The organism is Terriglobia bacterium, from assembly GCA_020073185.1.
Taxonomy (GTDB): domain Bacteria; phylum Acidobacteriota; class Terriglobia; order Terriglobales; family Acidobacteriaceae; genus JAIQGF01.
Map to the genome: position 1 here is coordinate 20837 of JAIQFT010000027.1, position 13173 is coordinate 34009.

A 13173-nucleotide genomic window follows, 5' to 3' on the forward strand; every position below is an offset into this window, starting at 1 on the left:
CTAATTGCTAATTGCTAAAAGCTAGTAGCTATTCCACGCGATAATTCGGCGCCTCGCGTGTAATCGTCACGTCGTGCACGTGGCTCTCTCTCATGCCGGCCGCGCTGATGCGCACGAAGCGCGCCTTCTGCTGCAACTCGGGAACGGAGCCGCAGCCGGTGTAGCCCATGCCCGACCGCAGCCCGCCAACCAGTTGAAAAATGATCATGGACAGCGGCCCGCGAAACGGCACCCGTCCCTCGATGCCTTCCGGCACCAGCTTCGCCAGACGGTTGCCCTCGCCGTCGTCGCGGCTAACCCCCACCGACGAATCCCCGTTGCTGGACTCCTGGAAGTAGCGCTCGCCGCTTCCGCCCGACATCGCCGCCAGCGATCCCATGCCGCGATACGCCTTGAACGTCCGTCCCTGGTAGAGAATGGTTTCGCCCGGGCTTTCGTCGGTCCCGGCAAACAGCGACCCGATCATGCACACGTTAGCGCCCGCCGCCAGGGCCTTGGTCACGTCGCCGGAATACTTGATGCCGCCATCGGCAATCACCGGTATCTGCGCGTCGCGCACCGCGCGGAACGCCTCCGCGATGGCGGTAATCTGCGGCACGCCTGCGCCGGTGACGATGCGCGTGGTGCAGATCGAGCCCGGCCCGATGCCGACCTTCACCGCGTCGGCTCCCGAGCGCGCCACTTCGCAGGCCCCGTCAAACGTTCCGACATTGCCGGCGATCAGCTCCACCTCGGGTAGCCGCGCCTTCACCGTCCGGATCGCCTCCAGCACGCGCGTCGAGTGGCCGTGCGCGCTGTCGATGGCGATCACGTCCACCTTGGCCCGCGCCAACTCCTGCGCCCGCTCCAGGTAGTCGCCGGTGGCGCCGATGGCCGCGCCCACCCGCAACCGTCCCTGCTGGTCTTTCGCCGCGTAGGGATACTTCAGCTTCTTCTGGATGTCCTTGACCGTGATCAGTCCCTTGAGCGTGTACTTGTCGTCCACCACCAGCAGCTTCTCGACGCGGTGCTTGTGCAGGATCTGCTCCGCCTGCTCCAGCGTGGTCCCGACCGGCACGGTGATCAGGTTTTCCTTGGTCATGACTTTGCTGATGGGGACGTCGGTGCGCGTCTCGAAGCGCAGATCGCGGTTGGTGAGAATGCCGACCAACTTCTTGTTCTTCGTGATCGGCACGCCCGAGATGCGGTAACGCTCCATCACCTTGAGGGCGTCGCTGACCTTGTCGTCGGGCGACATGGTGATCGGGTCCACGATCATGCCGCTCTCCGAGCGCTTCGCCTTGTCCACTTCGCCGGCCTGCTGCTCGATGGTCATGCTGCGGTGGACGATGCCCATGCCGCCCTGCTGCGCCATGGCAATCGCCATCTGCGCCTCGGTCACGGTGTCCATGGCGGCGCTGATGATCGGGATGTTCAGCGTGATGTTGCGGGTGACGCGCGTCTGCGTGTTTACCGACGCGGGTATCACATCGCTGCGCGCCGGCACCAGCAAAACGTCGTCAAACGTCAGTGCCTCGGGGACGGGAAAATGGATCATTTCTTCACTCGCAATGGACTGTTCGTCATTGTAGCAGCAGAAAGTTCTAGCAGTTCACAGCCCGGAGGCGCGCGGATCGGCGCGGCAATCTAAACATCCGGCGCTCCGCGTATGCCGTATCTGGTGAGCAGGCTTTTCTCGCCCCGGTGAATTGTTTCCGGGTTGCGACTCAGCCATGATCGGAACTACCTGCGGTCGCATCGTTCCTGGTGCTCAGTTGTGCGAGCTGGGAGCCAAGGGTGGCAAGCCGATCTTCCCCGACAACGCCGCATAGCGCGGGTCGGAGCGTAGCGAGTCGAATTGCGGGTCGGTCTGCGGATACAGGAGCGACCGTGAGCGTTGTTCGTGCGCGCGGCATCGAGCCAGTCAAACGCTTTCTCGATCTCGCCCATCTGCGCGTACTGCTGAGCGATGCTGGAGGCTTGCGCGCGTCCTGCACGCCCGGCGTTGGCGCCGGAGGAGAAACTGCTTGCGCTGTTTCCGGGACCGGGGCTTCGCCCCGCGCCGACGCTCCCGGCTCCGATTGGGCCACCGTTCCTATGAAGCGGTACCCGCGGCGGGGCAACGTTTCGTTCTCCCGCCGTTCGCGCTAGCCAATGCGGGCGTCAGGTTGAGTATTCAAACGATTCAGCAGACGGTGACGAGTGCCGCCAGCATGGGTATCTTCGTCGGACTGACGATGGGGAAACCGCTCGGCATTGTGTTGTTTGGTTTTCTTGCCGTACGTTTAGGGCTGGCGCGCCCGTTGACTGGCGTGCGCTGGTCGCAGTTGGTCGGCGTCGGAATCCTGGGCGGGCTTGGTTTTACTGCGTCGCTGTTTACCGGCGATCTCGCTTTCGCGGATGCAGCGATCGTCGCACGCGCGAAGGTGGGAATTCTCGCCGCCTCAGTGGTTGCCGGACTTGGTGGATATCTCGTGCTGCGGTTCGCAACCGTACGACCGCCGCAGGGCGACATTGAGAGACGGGAGGCGGCGGTTTAGGAGGAGAATGTCTATATGCGCTTCCTAATCGACATCAAGTCACGCTCGTCCTACATCCTCGCGGCAGGATTTGGCACGTTGATCATTCTCATCGCGGTCCTTGGCTTTGGCGCGATCCGGCGCGCTCGCGCGATCTACAACGAGATGGAATCGACGCAGCAGACCTATCTTGAGGCGGAGGCGTTCCGGCGCGACATCTCCGCCGACATGTATCTTGCCGACATCCTGGTGCGTGATTATCTTCTGGATCCTTCGCCGCAGAGCGCTCCGCAGCACCGCCAGCAACTGCTTGAGATTCGTAACTCGCTGCAACAACGCTTGGACTTGCTGGCGCAGCGCATGGGCGAGAGTGACAGCCGTGGACTGTCCCGACTGCAAACGGAAGTGCAGGCCTATTGGGATTCTTTGGATCCAATTTTCGAATGGACTCCGCAGGACAAAGCCGCGTTGAGTTGGTCATTTCTGCGGCACAAAGTGCTGCCACGGCGAAAGGCCGTCATGGACTTGGCCCGCGAAGTGGCGAAGCTAAACAAGGAAAACCTCGACCGGGAACGTCAACGAATCCGGCAGAGCCAGGAGGTGCTGAACCGGTTCCTGCTCAAGATGATGGGATTTTCACTGAGTCTCGGCACGGCGGTCGCGCTGGTAACCACGTATCGCGTGGCGATTCTCGAGCGACGGCACGATGAACAGACGCGGCGAATCGAAGAAGCCGAAACCAACTTGCGTCGTCTGTCGCGCCGTCTCGTGCAAGCACAGGAGGTGGAGAGAAAATCGCTTTCGCGTGAATTGCACGATGAAGTGGGGCAGATGTTGACCGCACTAGGAATTGAATTGGCGAACTTGAACTCGGTCAGGGGTTCCGACAAAGACGCGTTCCACGCTCGCATTGACGATGCCAAGCGCTTGAACACGGACGCCATGCGTGCCATCCGCGACCTGGCGATGGGGCTCCGCCCCTCAATGCTTGACGATCTCGGCCTGGCGCCCGCCCTGGAATGGCAAGGCCGCGAATTTTCCCGGCATACAGGAGTGCCGGCGGTGGTTACCGTGGACGGGACTGTTGACGACCTGCCTGAAACTCACCGTACGTGCATTTATCGGGTGGTCCAGGAAGCTCTGACGAATTGTGCCAAGCACGCCAAAGCCAAGAATGTTTTGGTTTCGGTGCATGGCCGCGACAAGTCGGTCGAAGCCCTCATTCAGGACGACGGAGTGGGATTTAATGCGGCTTCGCGAGTCGGGGGATTGGGGTTGTTGGGCATCGAGGAGCGAGTGCAAGAATTAGAGGGAACACTCGGGATCATTTCTCAGCTAGGCAAGGGGACGACCCTGCGCGTTCAGATCCCCGTCAAGCGTGGAGAGGCGACATGGGCAAAATCCGCATCCTGATTGCCGACGACCACGGCATCGTGAGGAAGGGCCTGCGGCTGCAACTGGAGCAGCGGGAGGAATTCGAGGTAGTGGGCGAAGCCAGCGATGGACGGGAAGCCGTCCGCATGGCGGAAGAACTTGGGCCGGCGGTGGTCATCATGGATATCGCCATGCCGAATCTCAACGGCATCGATGCCGCGGCCCAAATGATTAAGCGGAGCCCCGAGCTCAGGGTGATCATCCTCAGCATGCACTCCGATGAAAGCTATCTGACGCGCGCCCTGACGGCTGGAGTGAAAGGGTACTTGCTGAAGGAAACTGCCGACTTGGATCTCTATCGCGCGGTCCAGGCTGTGGCGCAGGGTAAAGTATTTTTCAGCCCGACTATTGCCAACACGCTGCTGGAAGATTACATGCGCCAGCTACAGCAACGCGGGCTGCAGGATTCCTATGACCTGCTCACCGACCGGGAGAAGGAGATCCTGCAACTACTGGCCGAGGGCAAGTCCAACAAAGAGGTCGCGACCACGCTTGACCTCAGCACGTACACCGTCGAGACCCACCGCACCCACATAATGCAGAAGCTCAATCTCCACAGTTCCGCCGACATCGTCCTCTATGCGGTGCGAAAAAAGATAATCTCCTGAATAACTTCGCGGCAAATACCCCTCTTTTGTGCGGCTAATACCCTACCGGCTGTATTTCTCCGGCCGCCCGGCGAACCCATACTGTTCGTGTCGAAAGCGAGTGTCGAACCTGGCATTGCCGCAGACTGGACCCGCGGCCGTGTTCCGGCGCCGAAGCTGAAGCTGATGTTTGGTGTGCGCGCTAACCTCCGCTCGTGGCTCTCCCCTGGCCCGGCGTTCAGGAACACGACCGCTCTCCCACGCAGTACGGATTGGCAGAGTAGGAGGAACGATGAGCACCGCTGCTGCTCCACGAACGGACGTTTTCCGGAGAACGCCTTCTGATCTGTTCTTCGATGAATTGTGCGGGGCCAGGAGCCGAGTCTTGCTTCTGGATTATGACGGGACCATAGCCCCATTCTCGGTGAACCGCCATCAAGCGTTCCCCTATCCCACTGTGCCCGAACTCATTGATTCCATTATGAGCACGTGTCGAACCTCCGTGGTCTTGATCAGCGGTCGTGCAGCCCGGGAAATCCCTCCGCTTCTCGGCCTCAATCCCCACCCGGAAATCTGGGGTACCTACGGTATTGAGCGACTGCGTGCCGACGGCCAGTATTCCGTGGGGCACGTGAGCGACGACGCGCAACGCGCGCTCGTGAAGGCGGACCTTTGGCTGCAAGAGGAAGGAGGTCTGGATCGGCTGATTGAGCTGAAACCAGGAGCCATCGCGGTCCATTGGAGAGGTCTCAATCCAACGCAAGTCGAGGAAGTCAAAGCGGCTGCATACCGCGCCATGTCGCCGTTCGCATCCGTCGACCTGCTGCTGTCGGAATTCGATGGCGGATTGGAACTCCGCCCGCGCACTCGCAGCAAGGCAGACGTGGTGCTCGCGCTGCTTTCCGAGCACGATCCTGAGGCGGCGGTTGCATATCTGGGCGATGACGCCACCGACGAAGAGGCATTCCGTGCCTTGAACGGCCGCGGCCTGACCGTGCTGGTTCGGCCCAAGTATCGCTTCTCGGCCGCGCAGAGATGGATCAGGCCGCCTGAAGAACTGGTTCATTTCTTGACCGAATGGATCCGCGCTTGTGGAGGTGAGCTGTGAGGAGCAGCCGTTTGATCGTGGTTTCCAATCGCCTGCCGTTCAGCGTCGAGGAAGAGAATGGAGGTATCGCGCTGCGCGCCAGCGGCGGAGGATTGGTTACCGCACTGCTCCCGGTCCTTCGCGAGAGCGGTGGATGTTGGATCGGGTGGACAGGCTCCGCATCGGACGAGAGTATCGCCGGGGCATTCAAGCAATGTGCGGGGCCGAATTATTCGTTTGAACCGCTGTCGTTGAGCGCCGCCGAGAAGACCTGTTTTTACCAAGGGTGTTGCAACCAGATTATCTGGCCGCTATTTCACGGCCTGCCGTCGCGATGCGATTTCGATCCAGCGTATTGGGGCTCGTATTGTACGGTAAATGAGAAATTCGCTGATGCCGTCGAGCGCGCCTGGCGAAATGACGATTTCGTCTGGGTTCATGATTACCACCTCATGATCCTTGCCGGCTGCCTGCGGGCGCGCGGCGCGCGTTATCGCATGGGCTATTTTCATCACATCCCATTCCCCCACCCCGACATTCTGGAAAAGCTTCCTTGGCGAAACGAACTGCTCCGTTCCATGCTGCAGTTCAACACTATCGGTTTCCAAACGGTCCGCGACCGGCGCAACTTTGTTGCTTGCGTCCGTCAGTTTCTTTGCAACGTTCGCGTCCGAGCTGTCGCGGGTAAACTTTTGGTTCGCTCGGAAAATCAGTGCGCCATGGTCGGCACTTATCCCATCAGCATTGATTACGAGGAATTCGCCGGCGCCTCGGCCGACCCCGCCACGGCAGCTGCCGCCGGCCAGATCCGCAGTGATCTAAACGGAAGCCGCATTATCCTCGGCATTGACCGGCTGGACTACACCAAGGGAATTCTCGAACGCCTCAAGTCTTTTGAGACGCTCATCGCCACGAATCCGGGCAGCCAAGGCGGAGTCTCGATGATCCAGATCGTGGTTCCCAGCCGCGAGGAAATCGGCGAATACCAGCAACTGAGGCTTGCGATCGAAAGGCGGGTCAGCCAGATTAATGGCAAGTACGCTACTCCGGGATGGGTGCCCGTCCACTACTTGTACCGGCATCTCTCGCGTTCGGAGCTGATCGCGTTTTACCGCGCAGCCGATATTGCCCTTGTCACCCCGCTGAAAGACGGCATGAACCTCGTGGCTAAGGAATTCTGCGCCTGCCGAGTGGACGAAACAGGAGTGTTGATCCTCAGCGAGTTTGCGGGCGCTGCGGCAGAGCTTAATTGTGGGGCCCTGATTGTCAACTCCTATGACACCGACGGTGTTGCCGAGGCGCTGCTTTGTGCGTTGCGCATGGATGACCGGGAGCAGCGCGCCCGTATGCACGCGATGCGCGACATCATCCGCAGCCACGACGTTTTCCGCTGGTCCCGCTCCTTTTGCGCACAGGCAACTCCGCCGAAACTCGTCGCGCGTCCTGCTGCGGTTCATTTTGCCGGTGCGCCCGAGCCCCGCACGCGCTCGAACGCGGCCGCGGCGGTTGGTTAGATTAAGTCCTCCCTTGGAACCGATCCGGAAGTCTCACTCTCCCAGCCACGATCCATACCCGCGCATTGTCTCGATGTGGTCGAACACGATTTTGATGGCCGCAGTGATCGGCACCGCCAATACCAAGCCCATCGCCCCCCACAACCATCCCCAGAACAGCAGTGACAGTGTCACCGCCAGCGGGTTCAACTGGAGCCGGCTGCCCAGAAACTTCGGGTAAAGGACGTTCAGCGCGAACAGGTGCAGTCCGAGCACGGTCACAAGGATCGTGATCACTCCTCCGCCGTGGATCTGGCCAATTCCCGAGATCAGCGGCGGCACCGCCGCGAGCAGCACTCCCAAGTACGGTACCAGGCTCAGGAATCCGCTGATGAAACCGATGAAGTAGAAGTACGGCAGGTGGATGATGCCAAACACCACCGTGCTCATCGCCCCGATAAACAATCCGACCAGCACGTTGCCGACGATAAAGCTCCGGATCATTCCTGAAATCAGTCCCAACGTCATGTACGCCGTGTTGCGGTGCTTCATCCGGAACAGCATCACCGTAGCTGACCGCACGTGGTCCTGCCAGCTCAGCATGAAATATGTGAGGAATGGAATGAACGAGGCGGCGAACGCGATCTCGATGGTTGGCCCCAGGCTGCCGCTCAGGTATTCCGTCCAGGGCTTCGACTGCTGCACTGTGACCCTGGGACCGTTCTCCTCCTGCTCCGGCAGGACAGAGGAAGTCGTCTTCTGGAACTGCTGTGCCTGCTGTCGCACTCTGCCTACTGCGGATCGAATCTTGCTCGAGTATTTCGGCAGGTCGCGGCTGAACGCGACCGCGCGGTTATACGAGAGCTGCCCTATCCCGTATAGCACCGCCAAGAACAGCAGCACGGCAATTAGCGCGGCCAGCGATCGGGGCAACCTGACGCGCTGCAATAGGTCCGCCAACGGCGCCAGAATGAATGCCAGCAAGATCGAGATCAGCAGGACGATGATCGGCAGCTCGGCGAAGTAACACACCGTCAACATCGCCAGGACAGCGAGCAGGATCGTCGCTGACGCCCCAGCGCGCATATGCCGGTGCACCTCGTCCGCTTCTTCCTGCCGTTGCGGAAGTCCTGTGACGTGCTGCACCCGCTCCAGCTCCGCCGCGTCGTGCAGCGCTTCCGGATCCGCCTCCGAACGCTTGCTTGCCATACCCTGTCCTGTTGCTAGGATGCTGAAGCCTATAATATAGCCGTGTCGGGTCAACAGCACCCCACCTCTTCATCGGCGGATCAGCCTGCGCACCTGCCCCGCGCACGCATCCTGGCCTTGGATGTGGGCTCCAAGACCATTGGCATGGCTGTTTCCGACCCGCTTGGGATCACCGCGCAGGGCCTGAAGACCATCCGCCGCAAGAACAAGCGCACTGATTTCGAGCTCTTGCAGCGGGCCATTCGCGAGCACGATGTTCGCGAAATTGTGGTCGGTTTCCCCCTGCGCATGAGCGGCCAGGAGGGCCGTCAGGCGGAAAAAGTCAGCGCCTTTGCCGATCAGCTTCGCGCGCGCTTTCAGCTTCCCATTCATCTCTGGGACGAGCGCCTCACCTCGGTGCAGGCTAACCGCCTCCTGCGCGAAGCCGAGCTCAGCATCGCCAAGCGCGCCGCCGCGGTCGACCGCATGGCCGCCGTCCTCATCCTGCAATCCTATCTGGACGCCCATACCCGCACCTAGTGCCTTGGTTGGCAATCGCTAATGCCGGATCCGCACTGCGGCAGAGCCATGGTCGCCGAAGTCTTATCCCTGGAGGCCGTCCGATGACAAAAGTCCCACACCCGACGACTGAACCATGACGGCTGAACACAGCTCCGGCATCATCTAAACTAGATCCGTGCTTCGCGCCTCGTTCACAATCTTCCTGATTGCCGTGTTCGGCACAGCGATTTGGCTTGCATGGGCGCTCTGTCTCCCCGTCCAGCCCCAGGGCACGCAGTATGTCCTTCTCCGCCCGGGCTGGTCCAGCCGCCACATTGCCGGCACACTGCAATCCGCCGGCCTCATCCCCAGCGCGCGTGCGTTTCTGCTGCTGCACTACGTTCTGGCGCGCAGCCTCAAGGCCGGTGAATACAAATTCGACCAGCCCGCCACCGCCCGCCAGGTGCACGACCGTCTCGCCCGCGGCGACATCTACGTCCACACCGTCACCATCCCCGAGGGCTACAACCTCTACGACATCGCCGCCGTCACGCAGCTCGCTGGACTCGGGTCCGCGCAGGACTTCCTCAAGGCCGCCGCCGAAGACGTGGTTTTCATCCGCGATCTCGATCCTGCCGCCACCTCGCTGGAAGGCTACTTATTCCCCGACACCTACGGTTTCACCCGCACCCAGACGATGCACGACATCATCGGCGTCATGGTCCACCGTTTCCGCCGCGAAGCCGAGCAGCTTGGCCTGGTCTGCGCCGTCAACGCCAATGCTCCAGCGCCACCGACCGCCGCCTCCAGATGTCCCGACCTCCACGCCATCGTCACCATGGCGTCCATCATCGAAAGGGAGACTGCGGTGCCCGAGGAGCGTCCCTTGGTCGCCAGCGTCTACTACAACCGCCTGCGTAGCCGCATTGCGCTCGCCGCCGACCCGACGGTGATTTACGCCGCTCTCGTCTCCGGGCGTTACACCGGCGCAATCCGCCAATCGGACCTTCAGTTCGATTCTGCTTACAATACCTATCGCCATCCTGGAATGCCGCCGGGTCCGATCGCCAATCCCGGACGGGCATCCTTGCAGGCAGCCCTTCACCCCGCCAACACCCATTTCCTTTACTTTGTCAGCGACGGTAACGGGCATCACCGCTTCGCCCGCACGCTGGACCAACACAGCCGTAACGTCGCCGCCTATCGCCGATCAATAGCGGCATCGCGCTAACTTCTTACGACGAAATTCCTCGCCAGGAGCGCGACGCAGCTTCCGCCGCTCCGCTTCTCGTATACTGGTTTCTTCATCTAAGCACTGAAGGACTGGAAGTCCCCATGATCCTCCGCTTTCCGCTTCGCGTGCTGATCGCAGTCTTGTTGGCGCTGCCGCTGACCGGCTGCCTCTTCCGCTCCCATCGCGCCCAGGTGCTGCTCTCCAATCAGCCACTGAAGACCGCCTCGCTGGAGCAACTGGTCGCCACCATCGACGACCAAGCCGGCAAGATTCGCACCCTCAACGCCACCGTGGACCTCGCCGCTTCCAGCGGTGGCTCCAAGAAGGGCAAGATCACCGAATACAAGGAGATCAAGGGCTACATCCTGGTGCGCCAGCCCAGCATGCTGCGCATGATCGGCCTCCTGCCCATCGTCCGCAACCGCGCCTTCGACATGGTGAGCGACGGCGACACCTTCAAGCTCTGGATCCCGCCCGAGAACAAATTCGTCGTCGGCAGCAACAACATCGTTCATCCCTCTTCAAAGGCGCTTGAAAACCTGCGCCCGCAGCACATCTACGACGCGCTGCTCCTCCACTCCATCGATTCCTCGCACGACATCGCGGTCCTCGAGCAGAGCAACCGCACCATTCAGGACCCGAAAACGAAAAAGCAGGTGCTCGAACCCGATTACAATATTGATGTCATCTCCCGCATGGACCAGGGTTGGTACCTTTCGCGCAAGATCACCGTCAGCCGCGTCGACCTGATGCCCGTCCGGCAACGCGTCTACGATCGCAACGGTTACCTCGCCACCGATGCTACCTACTTTGATTTCAAGGATTACAGCGGAGTGATGTTCCCCTCGGTGATCCGCATCTGGCGTCCGCAGGAAGAATATTCAGTGACTATCAGCATTGAGAAGCTGACCACCAACCAGCCGCTCAGCGATGACCAATTCGTCCTTAACCAGCCGCCGGGCTCACAACTGGTTCAACTCGATCGTGCCACCCCCACCGCAGCCTCGAACAACGGCGGCGCGCAGCCCCGCTGAGCCAGCATCGGGTACCATGAGCCGGGACTGACTCCATGAATCGAATGATCCTCGCCAATCTGGTGCACCGCCCGATCCGCTCTCTTATCAGCGTCATCGCCATCGCTGTCGAAGTTACGCTCATCCTTGTTATTGTCGGTTTCTCCCTCGGAATGTTGAACGACTCCAAGCAGCGTCAGGCGGGCATTGGCGCCGACGTCATGGTCCAGCCTCCCGGCGCTTCCGCCCTGATGGGCGTCAGCAGCGCTCCCGTTCCCATCAGGGTGGCCGACATTTTGCGCAAACTGCCGCATGTGCAGGTTGTTTCGCCCGTCATCATGCAACTCAGCACCACCGGTACCGTCGAGGTTCTCTCCGGCATCGATCTCGACACCTACAACCAGCTCGGCTCGCCCTTCCGCTACATCGCCGGCGGTCCTTTCACCAAGCCCGACGACGTAATCGTGGACGACTTCGCTGCCTCTTCCCAGAACTTGCACGTCGGTAGCACAATCACCGCTCTCAACCATGAGTTCCAAGTCTGCGGCATCGTCGAGCACGGCAAGGGCTCGCGAAAATTTTTCCCGATTTCAACCCTGCAGGATCTCCTTGGCGCCCAGAACAAGGCGTCCATCTTTTACGTCAAGGCCGACGATCCTTCCAACGCCGACTTCGTCGCCCAGGAAATCCGCTCCGTTCCCGGCCTGCAGCAGTACACGGTCCGGTCCATGCGCGAATACCTATCCATGCTGACCCCGGAGAGCCTGCCCGGCCTGAATAAATTCATTGACGTGGTGGTTGGCGTCTCCATGGTCATCGGCTTCATTGTCATTTTTCAAGCGATGTACGCCGCAGTCATGGAACGCACCCGTGAGATCGGGATTCTGAAGTCGCTCGGCGCTTCCAAGTTCTACATCGTCAACCTCGTGCTGCGTGAAACCGTGCTGCTCGCCATTTTCGGCACCATCCTCGGCATCATGATTAGCTTCCTCGCCAGTCGCGCCATTGTCACCCGTTTCCGCACGCTCCCAGTCGTCATTCAGACTAACTGGATCGGTTACGCCATCATCATCGCCATCGTGGGCGCCATTCTTGGCGCTCTCTATCCCGCGTACAAGGCCGCCCAGAAAGATCCCATCGACGCCCTCGCCTACGAGTAGTTCCTGGAGGAACAGATCGACAATGCGGATACGAAAGCGGCAAGTTCAAATCAAGGGGAGAACGAAACAGACTGATGGCTAATCGCTGGGTTTCCGTGGGGGCCGGAACTCCCCCGAAAGGGGTCATGGCAAAGCACCAGGTTTGCCTGCTTCGGCGCTCCGGCCCCACGAACTTATCTGCTGCAGACTACGCTAATCCGTGCGCATGTCAATCATCTCCGCCCTGCCCCAAGCGCCTACTTGCGTCACCCCTGTTCCAGTTCGGAGCTGGCCGCTGCGGGGAATCTCTCCCGCGACTCTCTTTCGCCCACTTTCGTTGACGTTCCTCCATCGTTCCGCTATAGTCTATGTTTTGGCAGAGCTGCAGTTGCCCGCCTGGGGAATCCCTTTCTGAGGGGATGGTCCTGCGGTCTTCTTTGCGTTTTTTATTTCTGGGAGATTTCTGATGTCTACCTATTTCCCCAAAGAGGGGGAAATTGCGCGCAAATGGTACGTCGTGGACGCGGCGGGGCAGACCCTTGGCCGCCTGGCAACGCGCGTTGCTTCCATCCTCGCGGGCAAGGAAAATCCGCGCTACACGCCCTTCATTGACACCGGCGATCACGTCGTGGTCATCAACGCCGAAAAGGTTCGCCTCACCGGGATGAAGAGCGAATCCAAGGTCTACCGCCACTACACCGGGTTCCCCGGCGGGCTGCGGGAAGAGGGATACCGCCAACGCTTTGCCCGCCGTCCCGACAGGGTCGTTCAGGAAGCCATCGAGGGCATGCTGCCCAAGACCAAGTTGGGCCGCTCCATGGCGAAGAAGCTGAAGGTTTATCGCGGCGATAAGCATCCTCATCAGGCGCAGAAGCCCGAAGGTTTGTCGCTCGCCAAGCAAGCGTGAACGTCAGAGCGCAACACGCGCTCGATTTTTGAAAGGGAATTCAACGCTGGAAGTCATTAGCTAAGAGCTAATGGCTAAGAGCTAAGGGCTAA

General features: G+C 60.5%; 12 protein-coding genes. 10 read left to right on the forward strand and 2 right to left on the reverse strand.

The features are described from left to right. Window positions 1–28: 28 nt before the first annotated feature. Window positions 29–1537: an IMP dehydrogenase gene (guaB, locus tag LAN64_11550; GenBank protein MBZ5568473.1), complete on the reverse strand. Its 1509-nt coding sequence runs from the start codon at window positions 1535–1537 to the stop codon at window positions 29–31. 523 nt (window positions 1538–2060) lie between these two features. Here guaB and LAN64_11555 point away from each other — a divergent pair. From LAN64_11555 to LAN64_11575, 5 genes are all read left to right on the forward strand, one after another. Then, a complete protein-coding gene (locus LAN64_11555; GenBank protein MBZ5568474.1) occupies window positions 2061–2519 on the forward strand; it encodes a Na+/H+ antiporter NhaA in 459 nt (152 codons plus the stop codon). Between the two features lie 15 nt (window positions 2520–2534). Beyond that, window positions 2535–3911, forward strand: a complete 1377-nt coding sequence (locus tag LAN64_11560; protein ID MBZ5568475.1) for a hypothetical protein — start codon at window positions 2535–2537, stop codon at window positions 3909–3911. Further along, on the forward strand, window positions 3890–4540 hold the full coding sequence (locus LAN64_11565; GenBank protein ID MBZ5568476.1) for a response regulator transcription factor: 651 nt from the start codon (window positions 3890–3892) through the stop codon (window positions 4538–4540). The genes LAN64_11560 and LAN64_11565 overlap by 22 nt, the downstream gene beginning before the upstream one ends. A gap of 364 nt (window positions 4541–4904) precedes the next feature. Further along, on the forward strand, window positions 4905–5627 hold the full coding sequence (gene otsB, locus LAN64_11570) for a trehalose-phosphatase (protein ID MBZ5568477.1): 723 nt from the start codon (window positions 4905–4907) through the stop codon (window positions 5625–5627). An 11-nt stretch (window positions 5628–5638) separates the two neighbouring features. Then, window positions 5639–7120 carry a trehalose-6-phosphate synthase gene (locus LAN64_11575; GenBank protein ID MBZ5568478.1) on the forward strand — a complete coding sequence of 494 codons (1482 nt, stop codon included), beginning with the start codon at window positions 5639–5641 and terminating at the stop codon, window positions 7118–7120. Between the two features lie 33 nt (window positions 7121–7153). Here LAN64_11575 and LAN64_11580 read toward each other — a convergent pair whose 3' ends face one another. Next, a complete protein-coding gene (locus tag LAN64_11580; protein ID MBZ5568479.1) occupies window positions 7154–8308 on the reverse strand; it encodes an AI-2E family transporter in 1155 nt (384 codons plus the stop codon). Window positions 8309–8452: 144 nt separating this feature from the next. Here LAN64_11580 and ruvX point away from each other — a divergent pair, with 144 nt between their 5' ends. The 5 genes from ruvX (at window position 8453) to rplM (ending at window position 13081) form a co-directional block, all read left to right on the forward strand. Further along, complete coding sequence (gene ruvX, locus LAN64_11585) at window positions 8453–8827, forward strand: Holliday junction resolvase RuvX (GenBank protein MBZ5568480.1); 375 nt, start codon at window positions 8453–8455, stop codon at window positions 8825–8827. Window positions 8828–9005: 178 nt separating this feature from the next. Then, window positions 9006–10019, forward strand: coding sequence for an endolytic transglycosylase MltG (gene mltG / locus LAN64_11590; protein ID MBZ5568481.1), 1014 nt, complete (start codon window positions 9006–9008; stop codon window positions 10017–10019). 104 nt (window positions 10020–10123) lie between these two features. Continuing rightward, entirely contained in the window at window positions 10124–11056 is a 933-nt protein-coding gene (locus LAN64_11595; GenBank protein ID MBZ5568482.1) for a hypothetical protein, read from the forward strand. A gap of 35 nt (window positions 11057–11091) precedes the next feature. Then, a complete protein-coding gene (locus LAN64_11600) occupies window positions 11092–12195 on the forward strand; it encodes an ABC transporter permease (protein ID MBZ5568483.1) in 1104 nt (367 codons plus the stop codon). A 445-nt stretch (window positions 12196–12640) separates the two neighbouring features. Continuing rightward, window positions 12641–13081: a 50S ribosomal protein L13 gene (gene rplM, locus LAN64_11605; protein ID MBZ5568484.1), complete on the forward strand. Its 441-nt coding sequence runs from the start codon at window positions 12641–12643 to the stop codon at window positions 13079–13081. Window positions 13082–13173 lie beyond the last annotated feature (92 nt).

Coding starts and splice junctions, on each gene's coding strand:
- LAN64_11600 (MBZ5568483.1), top strand. CDS start 11,092: ATGAATCGAATGATCCTCGCCAATCTGGTGCACCGCCCGATCCGCTCT.
- rplM (MBZ5568484.1), top strand. CDS start 12,641: ATGTCTACCTATTTCCCCAAAGAGGGGGAAATTGCGCGCAAATGGTAC.
- LAN64_11595 (MBZ5568482.1), top strand. CDS start 10,124: ATGATCCTCCGCTTTCCGCTTCGCGTGCTGATCGCAGTCTTGTTGGCG.
- LAN64_11560 (MBZ5568475.1), top strand. CDS start 2,535: ATGCGCTTCCTAATCGACATCAAGTCACGCTCGTCCTACATCCTCGCG.
- ruvX (MBZ5568480.1), top strand. CDS start 8,453: ATGGCTGTTTCCGACCCGCTTGGGATCACCGCGCAGGGCCTGAAGACC.
- LAN64_11580 (MBZ5568479.1), bottom strand. CDS start 8,308: ATGGCAAGCAAGCGTTCGGAGGCGGATCCGGAAGCGCTGCACGACGCG.
- LAN64_11565 (MBZ5568476.1), top strand. CDS start 3,890: ATGGGCAAAATCCGCATCCTGATTGCCGACGACCACGGCATCGTGAGG.
- guaB (MBZ5568473.1), bottom strand. CDS start 1,537: ATGATCCATTTTCCCGTCCCCGAGGCACTGACGTTTGACGACGTTTTG.